Source organism: Verrucosispora sp. CNZ293, assembly GCF_002754655.1.
Genome location: NZ_PEFR01000001.1, coordinates 4,601,676 through 4,620,209 on the forward strand (window position 1 = coordinate 4,601,676; position 18,534 = coordinate 4,620,209).

Genomic DNA, 18,534 nt, shown 5'->3' on the forward strand with positions numbered 1-18,534 from the left:
GCCGATCGGCTGGTCCAGCCGACCGACCGGTCAAGGTCAACCGAGATTGGCCTCGATGAGCGCGTCGAGCGTCGACGACCGGATCCCAGCATCGGCCGCCGTGACCGCCATGAACCAGCTGCGCCCGTCCGGTGCCCAGGCCGAGAGGTACGCCGTGGACGTCGCCGGTTCATCAGTGGCCAGTACCTCGGCGCGGGTCGGCACGGTCACCTGGCGGGGCGTACCGGGCAGGCCCAGCGGAGCCTCGAAGTCGAACACCACCACCAGCCGGGTCACCGGGCCGGCCCCCTCGTACGCCGACCGGGTGCCCGTCGGCACCATTTCCGGCCGAGCCATCCGCAACACCGCCTCGGTGGCGTCGACCGGCCGCAGATCGGGCGGCAGGCCCCGCAGCTCGGGCACGACCGGGCTGGCAGGTGGCCCGGCGACGGCAGGCGACGGTGCGTCGTGCCGGGCGGTCGCGGCCATGAAGACCGCCAACCCGACAACCGCGCACGAGACGAGCGCGGCGGTGGTGGCCCGCACCTTCCGGCGGCGACGCAGGCGGGCCCGCACCGCCGGCACCGGGTCCCGGGCGGGCGGACCAGGGTCGGCGGTCCAGATCTCCCGCAGCGCATCCCGGATGTCGGTCATCCCGCCACCTCCGACTCCGCGCGTACCCGGGTGATCGGCAGACCGGCCCGTACGGTCCCGAGGGCGCGGTCGCGCAGCGATCGGACGGTCGCCGGGCGACGCCCGATCGCTGCCGCTATCGACTCGTCGTCCAGGTCGTCGAGATAGGTCATGACCAGCACCACCCGCTGCAACGGGGGAAGCCCGGCGAACAGTCCGCGCAGGTGACTGTCGTCCTCCAGGCCCACCTCGCCGCCAGCCACCACCGGCGCGGTGGCCGCTACCTGCCGGGCCCGGCGGAGGATCGCCCGCAGCGGGCTCGCATGCAGTCGGACCATCGTGACCTTGGCGTACCCAAGTGGGCCGCGACCGGCCAGGAGGCGATGCCAGGCGGTGGCCATCCGCACGTAGGTCTGCAAGAGGAGTTCCTCGGCGTGATCCGGATCGGCGGTGACCACGCGTGCGTACCGACGCAGCGCCGGTGCGGAATCGCGTACGAACGTCTCGAACTCGTCAGCGTCCATCCCACCTCCCTCACCGGTAAATAACGCCACCACCGGTGCGCCGAGTTGCAGTGCCGCCCCACGGGTTTGGCCGGCGGGCGGTACGACTCGCGACAGTGCGGGGATGAGCACCATCAGTGCCGAACCGACAGACCTGGCGGTCTGCCTTCTCGACCTGGGCAGACGGTAGCAACGATCAGGCCCGGCCCATCGCCCCGACAGGCATACGCGTCAATGTCGGCATGCGGCCCCTATGGCGCACAGCACGGCCACCCCGCCGAATCGTGGTGAAGCAACACCAAAGTGGACCGTCGGCCCGAGTGCCGCCAGCGGCCGGAGAGCGTCCTCCGTGGACCTGATCAGACGGGCAGGGCGATCCGGCCGTCGATCGCGGCGGCGGCGATGTCCCGCCGGTAGTGCGAACCGGACAGGGTGATGCCGCGTACCACCTGGTAGGCGGCGTCCCGGGCGGCGGCCAGGTCCGGGCCGGTGGCCGTACCGCAGAGGACCCGGCCGCCGGCGGAGAGCAGGGCGCCGTCGGCGGCCCGGCGGACGGTGCCGGCGTGGATCACGCCCGGCTGCTCCCCCCCGGTGATCACGTCACCGGTACGCGGCCCGGCCGGATAGCCCTCGGCCGCGACCACCACCGTCACCGCGGCGCCGGTACGCCAGCGCAGCGGCGGATGGTCGGCCAGCGTGCCGGTGGCTGCGGCGTGCAGCAACCCGCCCAGCGGCGTCTCCAGCAGCGCGAGCACCACCTGGGTCTCGGGATCACCGAAGCGGGCGTTGAACTCGATCACGCGGGGGCCGTCGGCGGTGATCGCCAGTCCGACGTAGAGCAGGCCGGAGAAGGGCGCACCCCGGCGGCGCATCTCGGTGAGCGTGGGGTGCACCACGTCACGCATGACCTCGTCCACGAGATCGGCAGGCGCCCACGGCAACGGCGCGTACGCCCCCATGCCGCCGGTGTTCGGGCCGCTGTCGTCGTCACCTACCCGCTTGAAGTCCTGCGCCGGCAGCAGCGGCACCGCCGTCTCGCCGTCGGTCACCACGAACAGCGAGACCTCGGGACCGGCGAGATACTCCTCCACGACCACCCGACCACACTCGCGTGCGTGCGCCTCGGCGGTGGGGCGGTCGTCGGTGACCACCACGCCCTTGCCGGCGGCGAGCCCGTCGTTCTTCACCACGTACGGCGGGTCGAACCGGTCCAGCGCGGCGGCCGTGCTCGCCTCGTCGGAGCAGGTGTACGCGCGTGCCGTGGGGACGCCTGCGGCGGTCATCACCTCCTTGGCGAAGGTCTTGGAGCCCTCCAGCCGGGCCGCCTCGGCCGACGGCCCGAAGACCGCGATGCCCTTGGCCCGGACCGCGTCGGCCACCCCGGCGACAAGCGGTGCCTCCGGCCCGACCACGACCAGGTCCGCGCCCACCTCGACGGCGAGCCCCGCCACCGCCACCGGATCGACCGGATCGACGGCCCGCAGCTCCGCCACCGCCGCGATCCCCGGATTACCGGGTGCCGCGATCAGCGCCTCAACGGACGGATCATCGGCCAACCCCAGGGCGAGCGCATGCTCCCGCCCCCCACCACCAAGCAAAAGAACCCGCACGCCGAGCAATCCTACCCACCCCACCGCCCATCCCGTTGATCATGAGGTTATTGCTCCCGACACGCCGTAGGGCGGGCAACAACTTCATGATCGGTCGCGACTGACGGTTACCTGCATGGCTTGTCGTACCGTCCAGGGGATGTAGTCGGGGTGGAGGGTGTCGGCCCAGGTGAAGCGGAGCACGGCCCAGCCTGCGTTGAGCAGTCGGTTCTGCCTACGGCGGTCAGCGAAGACAGCATCGGGGACATCGTGCGACCCCTTCCCGTCAGCCTCCGCGATGATCCGGTGCCGCCGCCAACCCAGGTCACCGATGGCCAGCAGATAACCATCGTTGTCTCGTACCTCCAACTGGAGGACATCGGGCGGGACCCTGCCGTCAACGCACCGCAACCGGGTACGTGTCTCCAACGGAGACTGTGCCCGGCAATCCGCCTCGGCCAGGTAACCACGGGCCGCCACCGCCCCGCGCCGTCCCCGGATCAGGCGATGAACGTCTGACAGATCCTCGTCTCTGACCAGTCCCCGGTTGAGCGCCGAGTCGACGAGGCACACCGCCGGATAGCGGGTCAGCCTCAGGATGAGATCGGCGACGGTGCGTACCGGCTTCGTAGCGGGGATCCCGCCGACCACACCGATTTCTGTCGACTTGATCGCGAGTTGGTGCAGCATCACCCGAGGATCGGTCGGTCTCGTCGGTCTTGCGGCGACCCCCGGAACCGAAACATGGATCTCTTCCGACCTGCGGACCCCTGCGATGTCGTGCAACTCGGCAGCCGTCGCCAGCACCGCGGCGGCATCAGGGCCGAATGACGCCACCGCCGCCCTGATCCGCGCCCGGCGCGGCACTCCGTCGTGCAGCTCAGCATCCACCAGGTAGACACCTCGGGCGACCACGCGCCACCGGCCCGCACGGCACAGACGCTGCACCTCATGCACTGTCAGACCGGCGGCACGCGCCTGAGCCAACGTGATCACCGAGTCCTGCGTGGCCGCCACCCGCCGGACCACAGTCAACGCATCCACCCAACTGACTGTCCCGGGCCTCGGAGATCGACTAAACCCCCTGTGGAAAACCAACCCCCGCCTGTGGATAACCCCACCGACCCGACGCGTTGATCATGAAGTTATTGCCCCCGACACGCCGTATGGGTGACAACAACTTCATGATCAACGCGGGAGGTGCGGGGGTGGGGGGTGGGGGATAGTTAGGGGAGGAGGGGGTGGCGGGTTACGTTTTCTTCGCGGCCGGGGCCTACGCCTACGACGCTGACGCGGGTGCCGCAGAGTTGCTCGATGCGGGCGATGTAGCTGCGGGCGTTCTCGGGGAGGTCGGCTTCGGTGCGTGCCTTGGTGATGTCTTCCCACCAGCCGGGGTGCTCTTCGTAGACCGGGACGGCGTGGTGGAAGTCGGTCTGTGTCATCGGCATGTCGTCGACCCGCTTGCCGTTGATCTCGTAGCCGACGCAGATCGGCACGGTGGGCAGGCCGGTGAGCACGTCCAGCTTGGTGATTACCAGGTCGGTGACGCCGTTGAGGCGGCAGGCGTACCGGGCGACGACCGCGTCGAACCAGCCGCACCGGCGCTCCCGACCGGTGGTGGTGCCGTACTCGTGGCCGACCTTGCGCAGGTGCTGGCCGTTGTCGTCGAACAGCTCGGTGGGGAACGGTCCCGAACCGACCCGCGTGGTGTACGCCTTGCTCACCGCGATCACCTTCGTGATCGCGGTCGGCGGGATGCCGGTGCCCACGCACGCCCCACCGGCCGTCGGGTTCGACGAGGTGACGAAGGGGTAGGTGCCGTGGTCCATGTCGAGCATGGTGGCCTGGGCACCCTCCAGCAGCACCGTGTCGCCACGGTCCAGGGCGTCCCAGAGCATCGCCCGGGTCTCCGCGATGTACGGCCGCAGCCGCTCCGCGTACTCCAGGTACTCCTCGATGGTGGCGTCGAGCTCGATCGCCTTGCGGTTGTAGACCTTGAACAGCACCTGGTTCTTCTCGCGCAGCGCGAGCTCCAGCTTCTTGCGCAGGATGCCCGGGTCGAGCAGGTCCTGCACCCGGATGCCCATCCGGGCGACCTTGTCGCCGTAGGCGGGACCGATGCCGCGTCCCGTGGTGCCGATCCGCGAACTACCGAGGTAGCGCTCGACCACCCGGTCCAGCGCCCGGTGGTGCGGCATGATCAGGTGCGCGTCGCCGGAGATCCGCAGCCGGGACACGTCGACACCCCGCTCGGCCAGGCCGTCGATCTCGCTGAGCAGGACCTTCGGGTCGACCACCACGCCGTTGCCGATGATGATGACGGCGTTCGGGGAGAGCGCGCCCGACGGCATCAGGTGCAGCGCGTACTTCTGCCCGTCCGGGGTGATCACCGTGTGGCCCGCGTTGTTGCCACCCGAGAAGCGGACGACGTAGTCGACCCGCTCACCCAGCTGGTCGGTAACCTTGCCCTTGCCCTCGTCGCCCCACTGAGCGCCGATGAGCACGATCGCTGGCATCTTCTCGCCTCCAGAAGGCTCGGGTGCCAGATGGCGACCGGTCAGCGAGCCCGGGGTGTCAGGTTAACAAGTAGTGACGGCACGGCCGGCAGGGGTCGCGTCGGGAACAGCAGGAGGAGCTACCCGTGTACGACGTGGTGCTGCTCACCCTCGGCTCCGAGCGGGACGCTCCGGGAGCCGGGTGTGGCAGCGGCGGAGCCTGCTGCGGTGGTGGCACCGACACCGCCAAGGATCCCGAGGAACGCTGCGAGACCCCGCGCGTACCGGTACTGACCTGCTCCGATGCGCTGACCGCCCGGGGCGCCCGGGTCGAGACGGTGACCGCCCGGTCGGACGCCGAGATCGACGAGGTGCTGGCCCGGCTGGACGGGCCGCCGCGCCCCGACGGCCTCACCTGGCCGGACGCCGATGCCAAGACCCGGCTCGTGGTCGCCGTGGCCGGTGACGCACAGTTGCGCGCCGTGCTACGCCGCATGGTCCGGCGGTACGCGCCGCCGCCCAGTCGTCGCCCGAACGACCTGGCTGGCAACCGGACCGTGCCGGACCTGCCACCGGTCGGCGTACTGCCGCTCGATCCGGCCCGCAGCACCGCGCACCGCGACCTCGCCGCGCAGCTCGGGCTGCCCCGCGATCCGGTGGCGGTGGCCGGTGCGGTGCTGGACGGCACGCCGCGCCGGCTCGATCTGCTGCGCCATGACGGCGGTTCGGTGACGTTGGACGGCGCGCTGCTCGGCGCCGCCGGCGAGGACGGCACCCCGCTGCCCTGGCGTGGCCGGGTCGAGGTGGACGACGCCGTGCTGTCGAACGGCGACGAACCGCTGCTGGCCTGCGCGATCGGCAACGCGGGTGGGTACGCCCGGCTCGACGACGTGACGTTGCTCGCCGGGCCGGACCCGACCGACGGTCTGGTCGAGGTGGCGGTGGCCGTACCGGTGGTCACCCGGTCACGGTTGGGCCGCCGCCGGGTACGCCTGGAGGTCCGGCGGGCCCGGGGCCGGGCCGCGTCGGTGCTGCCCCGGGACGAGACGACGCTGCCGTACCTGGACGACGGTGTGGCGGGACAGCTGACGCGCAAGCGGTCCTGGTGGACCGAGCCGGGCGCCTGGGCGGTCTGGACGCCCTGACCTGACCGGTCGGCGCACCGCAGGCCGGGGTCGGCCGCTGGGCCTATCCTCGTCAGGAGGAATGGGGAGGACACCGTGGTGGACGACAACGCCGACCGGGTGCACGTGCCCGGTCAGCACGGGATGCCGGAACGGGACATCGAACCACTCTGGCCACCGGAGCAGCTCGACAGCTTCGGCGCGCCCACGTGGAATGCTCCGCCACCGGCGCCGCCGACCGTGCCGCCCCCGCCGGCGCATCCGTCGCCCGGGCAGCCGACCGCTCCGCCCCCGCACCCGGGGCCGCCCCCCACCGCGACCGGACCGACGCAGCCGCCGGGCCGGCCGGCACACGCCCCCGGTACGCCTCCGTCGCCTGCGGACTATCCGTCGTTGACGAACGGTGCGCCGACCGCCACCGGCTGGGAGCCGGCACCGCGCCCCGGGCCCGGCCAGGTCGACCTGGATCTGCCTTTCACCCTCGACCCCTCCACCGCCCTGACCCCCACCCGGGACGGTGGGCCTGTCGACTCGGCAGCCACGGGCCCGGCGGACGAGCCGACGGCCACCACCGACGAGGCAGGCAACGGCACGCCCCCGTCTGTGGCTCGACCGGCCGAATCGCCGTGGGCGCACCCGCCGCAGCGTTCCGGTGAGCTGGCCGCGCCCGCCGACACGTCAGCCGACGCCTCCCGGCCCACCTGGGCCGGGCCGGCTCAACCGCTACCACCGATCCCGCAACCGCTGCCGCCCCAGCAACCCGACCCGTTCCCCTTCGCCGCACCGCCGACACCGCAGCACGGCAGCGCCCCCATTCCGCCGCAGCACGGCAGCGCCCCGATACCGCCGCCGCACGGCAGCGCCCCGGTAACGCCGCCGCACGGCAGCGCCCCGGTGCCACAACCCGGCGCGCCGCTGCCGCCCGTGTCACCCGATGCCGGTATGCCGCCCGCGTCGCCGTCGCCTGGTCCGCTACCGGCGGATGCCGGGCCGGCCGCACCGCCCGAGCCGATGCCCGTCCAGCCGCCGTACCCGGCAGCGCCGCCCGGTCCGTTCCCGCCGCAGCCGGCCTGGAACCCCGCGCCCTGGCAGCAGGGCCCGCCGCCGGTGGCACCGCCGGCACCCCAGCCCTACCCGCCGACGAACCCCGCCTCGCGGGTGCCGTCGGCGTACGCGGAGCCGGCCTGGACTCCGGAGGCGGGTGCCGCGCCCACCGCCGAGGACTTCGCCCGCCGTCGTCAGGTACGCCCGGCCGACCCGGTCGCGACGACCGGGCTTCGTGCCGTGGTCAACAAGACGGGCCTGGTCAAGCTCCCGCCGGGGCGCCACGAGCTGGAGCGCAAGCGGGACATCGAGATGGTGCGCCGCAACTTCGGTGGGCTGCGGCAGGTGACCGTGGTCAACCCGAAGGGCGGCGCCGGCAAGACCGTCGCCATCCTGCTGCTCGCGATGACCTTCGGTCAGAATCGCGGCGGATACGTGCTGGCCTGGGACAACAACGAGACCCAGGGCACCCTCGGCATGCGCGCCCAGCAGGACTTCCACTCCCGTACGGTGCGGGACCTGCTCCGGGATCTCGGCCAGTTCCACGGCGCCCAGGGGCGGGTCGGCGACCTGTCCCAGTACGTCCGCTCGCAGGGCGAGGGCATGTTCGACGTGCTCGCCTCCGACGAGTCGGCCACCGGTGGTGAGATGCTCACCGCCGCCGCCTTCGGCGAGATCCGCGAGGTGGTCAGCCGGTTCTACAAGTTGATCTTCGTGGACACCGGTAACAACGTCCGGGCGCAGAACTGGCAGGCCGCCATGGACGCCACGGACCAGCTGGTGGTCACCATGTCAGCCCGTAACGACTCGGCCGAGACAGCCGCCCGGATGCTCGACCACCTGGAGCAGAGCGGGCGGCACCGGCTGGTCCGGCAGGCGGTCACCGTGGTCTCCATGCCGCCGTCCCGCAAGGAGATCGACCTGCCCGCGATCCAGGAGCACTTCGCCGCCCGTACCCGGGCGGTGCTGCTGGCCCCGTACGAGCGGCTCATCGACACCGGCGAGCCGCTCCGGTACGCACAGCTCTCGGCCGCCACCCGGGACGCCTGGCTCAAGATCGCCGCCTCGGTGGCCGAGGGCCTGTAGCGACGGTCTGTCGGCGCGCCACCGACCGGTGGGTCGACGGCGCGCCGGCAGGTCGGCGAGATGTCAGTTGCTGGCCAGCGCGTCGGCGGCGGCCGGGTCGCAGTCGCGGAGGAACTGGGCGCAGCGGGCCGCCTCGTCCGCCTCGCCGATCGCGTCCGCCGCCCGGGACAGCACGTACAGGCAACCCAGGAAGCCACGGTTCGGCTCGTGCGACCACGGCACCGGCCCGTGCCCCTTCCAGCCGCTGCGCCGCAGCTGGTCGAGACCCCGGTGGTAGCCGGTGCGGGCGTACGCGTACGCCGGCACGACCTGGCCCTGCGCGAACGCCCGGGCGGCGAGCGCCGCCCACGCCCCGCTGTGCGTCGGGTACCGGGCCGCCACCTCGGCGAACGCCTCGTCGGTGCCGGCCTGCTCGGCTGCGACAAGCGCGGAGTCGGCCTCGACGTGCGCGGGCAGGAGCGTGGCGGGCGGCTCAGGTAGGAGGTTCTGCATCGCCCCATTCAACCCGCTTCGCACGGCAGCCCGCGAGGGGGTCCGGGGAGCCGGTCGGCTGAACGGCCGAGAGGTCGGTCACGCCTGCGGCCCATGCCGCCGTCGGCCCGTATCCACTACAACTATGGATCCGGAGCCTCCCCAGGAACCGGAAATGCGGGAGCCCGGCCAGGCCGCCGGGCTCCCGTACCATGACCGGGCCATCCCGGGGTGACGTCCACGGCGTTGCGCCGGCCCGGCAGGATGACCCGATGCCGACTCCACCCCCCGCGGACGTCATCGAGCCGCACACCTGGACAGACGAGCTCCAGACCCGGGCGGAGTTCGACAGGCGGCTGGCCACCGGCAGCCTGGTCGGACTCACCGTGCAGGGGCTCCGACTGGATCTGGAGCCGGTCCCCGACCTCACCGGGGTCGAGGTGGCCGGGACGCTCTTCGTCGGCTGCCGCTTCGCCTCCCGGCAGGTCGGCGCCGACCTGGTCCGCCGGGGCGCCAACGTGGTGCCACCGTTCTCCGGGCTGCCGTACCCGACCCAGCCGTCCCACCTCTACACCCCTGAGGAACTCGCCGCCGGCTTCGCCGAGGGCGGTTTCGCGGCGATGTACGACACCCGGGTGTACGCGCACTTCCGCGCACATGGTGGGGCGCTGCCCGATGTCCGGGAGGCGCTCGGCCAGCGGCTGCACGACCACGGGGTGGACAACGCGCTCGCCGACGCCACCCGCGCCTGGCTGGCCGCCCACGGGCCGCAGTCGGTGGTCGGGGTGATGGGTGGGCACGCGGTTCGTCGCGGCAGTGAGCCGTACCGGATGGCGGCGGTGCTGGGTCGGGAACTCGCGCGGGCACACCGGCTGGTGGTGACCGGGGGTGGCCCGGGGGTGATGGAGGCCGCCAACCTGGGTGCGTACCTGTCGACCCGACCGGACGAGGACCTCACCGCCGCCGTCGACCTGCTCGCGACCGCGCCGGACTACACCGATCACGACCGCTACACGGCTGCGGCGCTACGGGTACGGGAGCTTTTCGGGCGGTCGGTCACGCCACCTGTGAACGGCACCGAACCGGTGACCGCCTATCGGGCGGACTCGGCCGCGTTGACCACAGGTGACCTGGACTGGGCCGGCTGCGGTGGGCTCGCCGTGCCGACCTGGCTGTACGGGCACGAGCCGGCGAACCTGTTCGCGGGCCGGATCGCCAAGTACTTCTCCAACGCGATCCGAGAGGACACCATCCTGCGGCTGGCCCGGGGCGGCATCGTCTTCGCCCCCGGCCGCGCGGGCACCGTGCAGGAGGTGTTCCAGGCGGCCACCAAGACCTACTACGGCACCGACGGGGTCAGCGGCGCGTACGTCTTCCTGGACCGCGCGTACTGGACGACGGAACTGCCTGTGGAGTCGCTGCTGCGCCCACTGCTTGCCGCCTCCCCCTTCGGTGACCTGTCCGACACCGTGCACCTGACCGACGACGTCCACGAGGCCGTCCACCTGCTGACCCGGTGAACGACGGCGGCCGGCCCCGCGTACGGGACCGGCCGCCGTCGTCACGACGTCAGGACGTCACTTGGTCATCGTGGTGCCGGTGGAGCGCAGGTGCTCGCAGGCCTCCGCCACCCGGGCGGCCATGCCGGCCTCGGCGGCCTTGCCCCACACCCGGGGGTCGTACATCTTCTTGTTGCCGACCTCACCGTCGACCTTGAGGACGCCGTCGTAGTTGCGGAACATGTGGTCGGCGACCGGGCGGGAGAAGGTGTACTGGGTGTCGGTGTCGATGTTCATCTTCACCACGCCGTAGTCGAGCGCCTCGCGGATCTCCGAGAGCAGCGAGCCAGAACCGCCGTGGAAGACCAGGCTGAGCGGCTTCTCCTTGCCGTGCTTGGCGCCGACCGCCTCCTGGATCTGGTTGAGGATCTCCGGGCGGAGCTTGACGTTGCCCGGCTTGTAGACGCCGTGCACGTTGCCGAAGGTCAGCGCCGCCATGTAGCGGCCCTTCTCGCCCAGGCCGAGCGCCTCGACCATGGCCAGGCCGTCCTCGACAGTGGTGTAGAGCTTGTCGTTTATGGCGTTCTCGACGCCGTCCTCCTCGCCACCGACGACGCCGACCTCGATCTCCAGGACGATCTTGCCCTTGGCCGCCTCGTCGAGCAGCTGGGCCGCGATCTCCAGGTTCTCCGCCACCGGCACGGCCGAACCGTCCCACATGTGCGACTGGAACAGCGGCTCCTGGCCGGCCTTCACCCGCTCCTGGGAGATGGCCATCAGCGGCCGGACGAACTTGTCCAGCTTGTCCTTGGGGCAGTGGTCGGTGTGCAGGGCGATGTTGACCGGGTACTTCTTGGCCACCTCGTGCGCGTACGCGGCGAACGCCACCGCACCGGTGACCATGTCCTTGACCGAGGGGCCCGAAAGGTACTCCGCGCCACCGGTGGAGACCTGGATGATGCCGTCGCTCTCCGCGTCGGCGAAGCCCTTGAGCGCCGCGTTCAGCGTCTGCGAGGACGTCACGTTGATCGCCGGGTACGCGTACCGGCCCGCCTTGGCGCGATCCAGCATCTCGGCGTAAGCCTCGGGGGAAGCGATGGGCATGTCGAACGCTCCTTACTTGCCACTGTCGGCCGTACGGCCGCTGTTCTCCGTAGGGACCCGGCCGTGCGGCCGCCTGTCCTACCTTGGGGGCCGGCCGTGCGGCCGCCTGTCCTACCTTGATGCGCCGGACCGCGCTGTCCTCCGCGGGAAGTATCCCGTAGCGGAACCGGACGGGCACAACCGGGCCGGTTCACCGCCGGTCCGCTGGATCCGGCACCGCCACGCTGATCAGCCAGGTGACCACCGCCATCACGATGGCCCCCAGAAGGCGGCCCAGAAGCCGTCCACCTGGAACGGCAGATCGAGCGCCCGGGCGATCCGGTCGGTCAGCAGGAACAACAGGGCGTTGACCACGAGGGCGAACAGGCCGAGAGTCAGCAGGTAGAAGACGCAGCCCACCACCTTGATGACCGGCTTGAGCACCGCGTTGACCAGGCCGAAGATCAGCGCCACGACGAGCAGGGCGAACGCCGTGTCGTAACCGGTCCGCCCGGTCACCTCGACGCCGGGCACGATGAGCGTGGTGATCCACAGTGCGATGGCGGTCGCCGCCAGCCGGATGAGGAAACCCACGGCACCATCCTGGCACCGGCGACAGTCGCCGGTGGGTCGATTCGGCCGACTCGGCTGCGGCGTCGGCGTACCCTCAGCGGCTCGATGGCCGGCCGGTTCCCAGCACTGCGCCGACACACCCCGTACGGTGGGTGGGTATCCCGTCCACCGACATCCCGGAGGCACCGAATGGGCCAGCCCGACGAGGACTTCGCCCCCGGCGACCACCTCAGCCCGGAGGAGCGCGACCTGGAGACCGAGCCGGCCGACGCCGTCGAGCAGGCCGCCGTCGCCGACCCGAGCCAGGTCGAGGTCGAACCGCACCGCGGCCTGGAGGTCGACGACTGGGACGCCATGGAGCAGGCCCGCGTGGTCGGCGCCGACGAGGACGACTACCGCTGATCAACCTTTCGGCCGGACTTTGCCCGGGACGGTCGGTACGGGCAGCGAGGACCTTAAGGATTCCTTAGCATCCGGGGGCTTCACCCTGCACCCTTCACGGGAGGACCCCCCTCAATGCTCACCCACTCCACCCGGCGCCGGCTGGCCGGGTTGGGCGTGGCCGGCGCGCTCATCGCCGCCGTCGCCGCCCCTGCCACCCCCGCCTCGGCCGAGCAGGCTGAGGTTTCCCTGGGCGTCTACTTCGGCGACACCACAATCGCCGCCGGCTCGCCCGGGAAGATCGACAGTCCGATCCTGTTCGCTTCCTCCACGGTGGTGGTGCACGACCTCACCGTGCGCTACGACTTCACCGACCTCGCGGGTAAGGCCACCGTGGCGTCGGAAAGTGACTCCAGCTACTGCTCGACGCCCGAGCCGAACGTCCTGGTCTGCACGGACCCGTTCGAGGTCGAGCTGTACGAGGGCGGCTTCGGCGGCCTCTACTCGGTGGTCATCGCCCCCACCGCAGACGCGAAGGACGGCGACGAGGGCACCGTCAAGGTGAGCCTCAGCGCCACCGGCTACGCGCCGGTGACCCACGAGGCGCGGGTGCGGATCGGCGAGGGTGTCGACCTGGCCGCCGGCCCGGAGACGGAACGCTCCGGCAAGCCGGGCTCGACGTTCACCATGCCGCTGAAGGTCAGCAACCCGGGCGACACGGTCGCCAAGGGCGCCGTCGCCGTTTTCTACAACGACTACGGCATTCAGCCCGCCAAGCAGTACGCCAACTGCACCTACGAGGGCACCTTCCTGCGTGCCTGCCACTTCGACCGCCCGCTGGAGCCACAGACCAGCTACGTCACCACCCTCGCCTACCGGATCGCCAAGGACGCGTTCGCGCCGGGCTTCGACTACGGCGAGATCCTCTGGATGACGCCGGCCGAATTCGAGGACTACGAGGCGTACGTGAAGAGCCGCGGTGCCACCACCGGCAAGCCGGGCACCGGCGGAAAGCTGGGGCTGGACGAGGCCGGCGCGAGCATCGCGGCGCGTAGCTTCCAGGCGGACACCCAGCCGGACAACAACTGGTCGAGCCTGGCGGTGACGGTCACCGGCAAGAACAGCACCGACCTGGCGGCGGTCGGCGACGAGGTCTCCGGCGCGAAGGGCGACGAGGTGGTGGCCACCGTCGGCTTCCGCAACAACGGCCCGGCCACCCTGGACTACGGCCGTTCCGGGTCCTCGGTCACCTACATGCAGGTCGGAATCCCGAACGGCGCCAGCGCTGTCAAGGTGCCCGAGAACTGCTCCCCGGTGCGCGGCGAGAACGAGTGGGGCGAGCCGGGCGAGCCGGGTGCCCGCCTGTACCGCTGCTACGCCAGCTGGTTCATCAAGGCCGGTGACGAGGAGACCATGGAGTTCGGGCTCCGGATCGACAAGGTCGTCCCGAACGCCACCGGCGACGTCAAGGTCAACGTCGCCTGCCAGTGCGACGGCGGCTTCTACGCCGACCTGAAGCCGGCGAACGACATCGCCAAGCTCGTCGTCAACCCGAGCGGCGGCCAGGGCGGCGACGGTGGTGACGGTGGCGAGTTGCCGATCACCGGCGCCAACACCGCGCTGATCGCTGGCGTCGGCGCCGTGCTGCTCGCCGCCGGTGCGGCCGGCTTCGTGCTGGCCCGCCGCCGCCGTACCCACTTCACCGCATAGCCCGCCCAGATACGACAGCACCACAGATGCCCCGCCGACCACCCTCGGCGGGGCACCCCCCTTTCCACCCCCACCACATCCCACGCCCGCCACCTCCTCGACGTCCGCCACCCACCGCCATCCCGCCCGCCGCAGTTCCACCCCCGACCACACGAACCGACCCCAACCCTCACCCCGCCGCTGAAAGCCGGCACTGCCGCTGGAAGCCGAACCCCGACAGGTTTGCGGGGCAGCCCCACCCGCGCAGGGATCAAGCCTGACCGCCCGGAGCGGGTGGGGCTGCCCCGCAAACCCCACCGCAACCACCGCAAACCCCACCCGCGACCACCGAAAACCGGACGGCGCAAGATCGAGAGAGCTGACACCATGGGCGGGTGCTGCTCACCCTCACCACCACGCACCAGCCGGCGACGGATCTCGGTCACCTGCTGATCAAGCATCCCGACCGGGTGCAGACCTTCGACGTGCCCGTGGGCACGGCACACGTCTTCTACCCGGAGGCCGACGAGCAGCGCTGCACGGCCGCGCTGCTGCTCGACGTCGATCCGGTGAAGCTGGCCGCCGCCCGGGGTCGCGGCCGGAAATCGACAGCGACGCCGGAAAGTTTCACTCTCGGGCGGTACGTCAACGACCGGCCGTACGCCGCGTCCAGCCTGCTCGCGTCGGCGCTGTCGAAGGTGTACCGCTCCGCGCTGCGCGGTGCCTCAAAGGAACGTCCCGAGCTGGCCGCCCGGGCCATCCCGCTGGAGGTCCGGGTTCCGGTGCTGCGCTGCCGTGGTGGTGCCGACGTCGCCACCCGGGTGTTCGGGCCGCTCGGCTGGGCGGTCACCGCCACCGCCATTCCGCTTGACGAACTGCACCCGCAGTGGGGCGACAGCCGCTACGTGGACCTGACCCTGACCGGCACGCTGCGGGTGGCGGACGCGCTCAACCACCTGTACGTGCTGCTGCCTGTGCTGGACGACGCGAAGCACTACTGGGTGGCCCCGGACGAGGTGGACAAGCTGCTGCGGGCCGGCACGGGCTGGTTGGCCGACCATCCCGAGCGTGGACTGATCATCCGCCGTTACCTGGCGCACCGGCGGGCGTTGGCGGGTCAGGCACTGGAGCGGCTGGACGCCCAACGCCCCAACGACGAGCCGACCGCCGACGACGCGGTGGCGGACGCGGTGCCGGACGGGTCGGCGCCCCGGGCCCCGCTGGCGGCCCTGCGCCGGGACGCGGTGCACGCCGCGCTCGTCGCCGCCGGTGCCCACCGGGTGTTGGATCTGGGCTGCGGCGGGGGCGCGCTGCTGGCCACGCTGATCGGTGACCGCCGGTTCACCGAGATCGTCGGTACCGACGTCTCCACCCAGGCCCTCACCCTGGCCGCCCGGCGGCTGCGGCTGGACCGGTTGCCGGAACGTCAACGCAGCCGCGTGGTGCTCCGGCAGTCCGCGCTCACCTATCGCGACGAGCAGTTGCGCGGGTACGACGCGGCGGTGCTGATGGAGGTCATCGAGCACGTCGACCCGCCCCGGCTGCCGGCGCTTGAGGACGCCGTCTTCGGCTACGCCCGGCCGACGACGGTCGTGGTGACCACGCCGAACGTGGAGCACAACGTGCGTTTCGAGGGGTTGCCGGCGGGTGCGCTCCGGCACGCCGACCACCGGTTCGAGTGGACCCGCGCCGAATTCGCCGAATGGGTCCGGCGGGTGGGCGCCACGTACGGCTACTCCGCGGTGGTGCAGGGGGTCGGCGCGGACGACCCGGAGGTCGGCGCCCCCACCCAGTTGGCCGTGTTCACCCGTGCGGAGGCACCCCGATGACCGTCCTCGACATTCCCGAGCTGGCCCTGGTGGCACTTGTCGGGATCAGCGGCTCCGGCAAGTCGACATTCGCCGGCCGGCATTTCACGCCCAGCCAGGTCCTCTCCTCCGACGCCTTCCGGGCGATGGTCGCCGACGACGAGAACGACCAGTCGGCCTCGGCGGAGGCTTTCGACGCGCTGCACTACGTGGCGGGCAAGCGGCTGCGCGCTGGCCGGCTCACCGTGGTCGACGCGACGAATCTCCAGCCACACGCCCGAGCCGCCCTGATCCGGCTCGCCCGCGAACACGACGTGCTGCCGGTGGCGATCGTGCTGGACGTGCCCGAGGACCTGGCCTGGGCGCGTACCGAGGCCCGGTCCGACCGCACCTTCGGCCGGCAGGTGCTGGCCCGGATGTCCCGGGACCTGCGGCGCAGCTACGCCCAGCTGGGCCGGGAGGGTTTCCGCAAGGTGCACGTGCTGCGCGGTGTCGACGAGATCGAGGCCGCCGAGATCCGCTACGAACGGCTGTTCAACGACCGGCGCGAGCTGACCGGCCCGTTCGACATCGTCGGTGACGTGCACGGCTGCCGGGCCGAACTTGAGACGCTGTTGACCCGGCTGGGTTGGCGGCTGCACCACGACGACGCGGGCCGGGCGGTCGACGCGACACATCCGTCGGGGCGTACCGCCGTGTTCGTCGGTGACCTGGTGGACCGCGGTCCGGACTCGCCCGGGGTGCTCCGCCTGGTGAGGGGCATGGTCACCGCCGGGCACGCGCTCTGCGTGGCCGGCAACCACGAGCAGAAGCTGCTGCGCAAACTGCGCGGCCGCAACGTCAAGGTGGCCCACGGACTGGCCGAGACGTTGGCGCAGCTGGACGCGGAGCCGCCCGAGTTCACCGCCGAGGTGGCCACCTTCGTCGACGGGCTGATCAGCCATTACGTGCTCGACGGCGGCCGGCTGGTGGTGGCGCACGCCGGGTTGAAGGAGGAGTACCAGGGCCGGGCGTCGGGGCGGGTCCGCGCCTTCGCGTTGTACGGCGAAACCACAGGCGAGACCGACGAGTACGGCCTGCCGGTGCGCTATCCGTGGGCCCGGGAGTACCGAGGTTCGGCGATGGTCGTCTACGGCCACACCCCCACCCCGGAGCCGGACTGGGTCAACAACACCATCTGCATCGACACCGGCTGCGTCTTCGGTGGTCGGCTGACCGCGCTGCGCTACCCGGAGCGGGAACTCGTCTCGGTGCCGGCGGAGCGCGAGTGGTACGCCCCGGTCCGGCCGCTGACCGCCGCGCCGGCCCGGCCCGACGAGGTGCTGGAGCTGACCGATGTGACGGGTCGGCGGCACGTGGAGCACGCGTACGGTTCGCTGACCGTGCCGGCGGAGAACGCCGCCGCGGCGTTGGAGGTGATGAGCCGCTTCGCGGTCGACCCGCGCCGGCTGGTGTGGCTGCCGCCGACCATGGCGCCCTGTTCGACGTCCACGTTGGACGGCTACCTGGAGCATCCGGCGGAGGCCTTCGCCGACTATCGGGCGGCCGGCGTGGACCGGGTCGTCTGCGAGGAGAAGCACATGGGCTCGCGGGCCGTGGTGCTTGTCTGCCGGGAGCCGGACGGTGGCCCGTTCGGGCCGGGCGGCGGGGTGGTGCACACCCGCACCGGCCGGCCGTTCTTCGGTGAGCCGCTCGACACCGAACTGCTGGCCCGGGTACGCGCGGCGGTGACAGCTGCCGGGCTCTGGGACGAGTTGGCCACCGACTGGCTGCTGCTCGACTGCGAGCTGCTGCCGTGGTCGGCGAAGGCCGCCGGGCTGATCCGCGAGCAGTACGCCGGGGTCGGTGCGGCTGGCCGGGCCGGCCTGCCGGCGGCACTGACGGCGCTTGACGCGGCGATCGGTCGGGGGCTGGACGTGACCGAGCTGCGCGACCGCACCGCTCGCCGCCTTCACGACGTGTCGGCCTACACGGCGGCGTACCGGGCGTACGTGGGACCCACCGACGGGCTGCGCGGCGTGCGGCTCGCGCCGTTCGCGGTGCTCGCCGGCGCGAAGGCCAGCTACGGCGACCGCGATCACGGCTGGCATCTGGCGTTCGCCGACCGGCTCTGCGCGGCCGACCCGGAGTTCTTCACGCCCACCCGGCGTCGGGTTGTCGAACTGTCCGACACCGGGTCGGTGCGGGAGGCGACCGACTGGTGGCTGACCCTGACCGGGGCCGGCGGTGAGGGCATGGTCGTCAAACCGTACGCGGGCCCGGCCGCCCGTGGTGAGCGTGGCTCGCTGCTCCAGCCGGGGATCAAGTGCCGGGGCCGGGAGTATCTGCGGATCATCTACGGTCCCGAGTACACCGAACCGGAGCAGCTCGCAGCGCTGCGACGCCGTTCTCTGGGTCGCAAGCGGGGCCTGGCGCTGCGCGAACACGCGCTCGGCCTGGCTGCCCTGGACGCCCTGGTCGAGGGTGCCCCGCTGTGGCGCCGCCACGAGTTGGTCTTCGCGATCCTGGCCTGTGAGTCCGAACCTGTCGACCCGCGTTTGTGACCTGGCCGGTCGGGTGGCGTCCATCCCGGTAGCC

Annotated in this window: 14 protein-coding genes and 1 pseudogene; 7 read left to right on the plus strand and 8 right to left on the minus strand. The window is 71.8% G+C overall.

All coding sequences use genetic code 11. The features are described from left to right. Positions 1-36: 36 nt before the first annotated feature. The 5 genes from CLT74_RS21025 to CLT74_RS21045 form a co-directional block, all read right to left on the minus strand. Positions 37-633, minus strand: coding sequence for a hypothetical protein (locus CLT74_RS21025; protein ID WP_099848159.1), 597 nt, complete (start codon positions 631-633; stop codon positions 37-39). Next, entirely contained in the window at positions 630-1,136 is a 507-nt protein-coding gene (locus CLT74_RS21030) for a sigma-70 family RNA polymerase sigma factor (protein WP_158240284.1), read from the minus strand. Before CLT74_RS21030 ends, CLT74_RS21025 begins: the two co-directional genes overlap by 4 nt. 338 nt (positions 1,137-1,474) lie before the next feature. Further along, a complete protein-coding gene (gene purD, locus CLT74_RS21035) occupies positions 1,475-2,725 on the minus strand; it encodes a phosphoribosylamine--glycine ligase (RefSeq protein ID WP_099852511.1) in 1,251 nt (416 codons plus the stop codon). 84 nt (positions 2,726-2,809) lie between these two features. After that, entirely contained in the window at positions 2,810-3,748 is a 939-nt protein-coding gene (locus CLT74_RS21040) for a type IV toxin-antitoxin system AbiEi family antitoxin domain-containing protein (protein ID WP_099848164.1), read from the minus strand. A 182-nt stretch (positions 3,749-3,930) separates the two neighbouring features. Then, complete coding sequence (locus CLT74_RS21045; RefSeq protein ID WP_099848166.1) at positions 3,931-5,220, minus strand: adenylosuccinate synthase; 1,290 nt, start codon at positions 5,218-5,220, stop codon at positions 3,931-3,933. Between the two features lie 125 nt (positions 5,221-5,345). Between CLT74_RS21045 and CLT74_RS21050 the strand changes: the two genes are divergently transcribed. After that, complete coding sequence (locus CLT74_RS21050) at positions 5,346-6,344, plus strand: hypothetical protein (RefSeq protein WP_099848168.1); 999 nt, start codon at positions 5,346-5,348, stop codon at positions 6,342-6,344. A 75-nt stretch (positions 6,345-6,419) separates the two neighbouring features. Continuing rightward, complete coding sequence (locus CLT74_RS21055; protein ID WP_099848170.1) at positions 6,420-8,453, plus strand: chromosome partitioning protein; 2,034 nt, start codon at positions 6,420-6,422, stop codon at positions 8,451-8,453. 63 nt (positions 8,454-8,516) lie between these two features. On the opposite strand, the gene CLT74_RS21060 is transcribed toward CLT74_RS21055, so the two are convergent. Continuing rightward, positions 8,517-8,945: a DUF3151 domain-containing protein gene (locus tag CLT74_RS21060; RefSeq protein WP_099848172.1), complete on the minus strand. Its 429-nt coding sequence runs from the start codon at positions 8,943-8,945 to the stop codon at positions 8,517-8,519. A 251-nt stretch (positions 8,946-9,196) separates the two neighbouring features. Here CLT74_RS21060 and CLT74_RS21065 point away from each other — a divergent pair, with 251 nt between their 5' ends. Further along, positions 9,197-10,444 carry an SLOG cluster 4 domain-containing protein gene (locus CLT74_RS21065; RefSeq protein WP_199172233.1) on the plus strand — a complete coding sequence of 416 codons (1,248 nt, stop codon included), beginning with the start codon at positions 9,197-9,199 and terminating at the stop codon, positions 10,442-10,444. A 57-nt stretch (positions 10,445-10,501) separates the two neighbouring features. Here CLT74_RS21065 and fbaA read toward each other — a convergent pair whose 3' ends face one another. After that, positions 10,502-11,527: a class II fructose-bisphosphate aldolase gene (gene fbaA / locus CLT74_RS21070; protein ID WP_099848177.1), complete on the minus strand. Its 1,026-nt coding sequence runs from the start codon at positions 11,525-11,527 to the stop codon at positions 10,502-10,504. A 190-nt stretch (positions 11,528-11,717) separates the two neighbouring features. Continuing rightward, positions 11,718-12,100, minus strand: a pseudogene (locus CLT74_RS21075) (phage holin family protein). A 168-nt stretch (positions 12,101-12,268) separates the two neighbouring features. Here CLT74_RS21075 and CLT74_RS21080 point away from each other — a divergent pair. The 4 genes from CLT74_RS21080 (at position 12,269) to CLT74_RS21095 (ending at position 18,500) form a co-directional block, all read left to right on the plus strand. Continuing rightward, a complete protein-coding gene (locus CLT74_RS21080; RefSeq protein WP_099848179.1) occupies positions 12,269-12,481 on the plus strand; it encodes a hypothetical protein in 213 nt (70 codons plus the stop codon). A gap of 114 nt (positions 12,482-12,595) precedes the next feature. Then, positions 12,596-14,170 (plus strand): LPXTG cell wall anchor domain-containing protein, encoded by a 1,575-nt coding sequence (locus tag CLT74_RS21085; RefSeq protein WP_099848181.1) that lies wholly within the window; start codon positions 12,596-12,598, stop codon positions 14,168-14,170. A 374-nt stretch (positions 14,171-14,544) separates the two neighbouring features. Beyond that, positions 14,545-15,978 carry a 3' terminal RNA ribose 2'-O-methyltransferase Hen1 gene (locus CLT74_RS21090; protein WP_099848183.1) on the plus strand — a complete coding sequence of 478 codons (1,434 nt, stop codon included), beginning with the start codon at positions 14,545-14,547 and terminating at the stop codon, positions 15,976-15,978. Then, on the plus strand, positions 15,975-18,500 hold the full coding sequence (locus CLT74_RS21095; RefSeq protein WP_099848185.1) for a polynucleotide kinase-phosphatase: 2,526 nt from the start codon (positions 15,975-15,977) through the stop codon (positions 18,498-18,500). Before CLT74_RS21090 ends, CLT74_RS21095 begins: the two co-directional genes overlap by 4 nt. Positions 18,501-18,534 lie beyond the last annotated feature (34 nt).

What these genes read in the sequence shown, in the direction of transcription:
- CLT74_RS21025 (WP_099848159.1), bottom strand. Translation starts at nt 633, where the DNA reads ATGACCGACATCCGGGATGCGCTGCGGGAGATCTGGACCGCCGACCCT.
- CLT74_RS21030 (WP_158240284.1), bottom strand. Translation starts at nt 1,136, where the DNA reads ATGGACGCTGACGAGTTCGAGACGTTCGTACGCGATTCCGCACCGGCG.
- CLT74_RS21045 (WP_099848166.1), bottom strand. Translation starts at nt 5,220, where the DNA reads ATGCCAGCGATCGTGCTCATCGGCGCTCAGTGGGGCGACGAGGGCAAG.
- CLT74_RS21060 (WP_099848172.1), bottom strand. Translation starts at nt 8,945, where the DNA reads ATGCAGAACCTCCTACCTGAGCCGCCCGCCACGCTCCTGCCCGCGCAC.
- CLT74_RS21065 (WP_199172233.1), top strand. Translation starts at nt 9,197, where the DNA reads ATGCCGACTCCACCCCCCGCGGACGTCATCGAGCCGCACACCTGGACA.
- fbaA (WP_099848177.1), bottom strand. Translation starts at nt 11,527, where the DNA reads ATGCCCATCGCTTCCCCCGAGGCTTACGCCGAGATGCTGGATCGCGCC.
- CLT74_RS21080 (WP_099848179.1), top strand. Translation starts at nt 12,269, where the DNA reads ATGGGCCAGCCCGACGAGGACTTCGCCCCCGGCGACCACCTCAGCCCG.
- CLT74_RS21085 (WP_099848181.1), top strand. Translation starts at nt 12,596, where the DNA reads ATGCTCACCCACTCCACCCGGCGCCGGCTGGCCGGGTTGGGCGTGGCC.
- CLT74_RS21095 (WP_099848185.1), top strand. Translation starts at nt 15,975, where the DNA reads ATGACCGTCCTCGACATTCCCGAGCTGGCCCTGGTGGCACTTGTCGGG.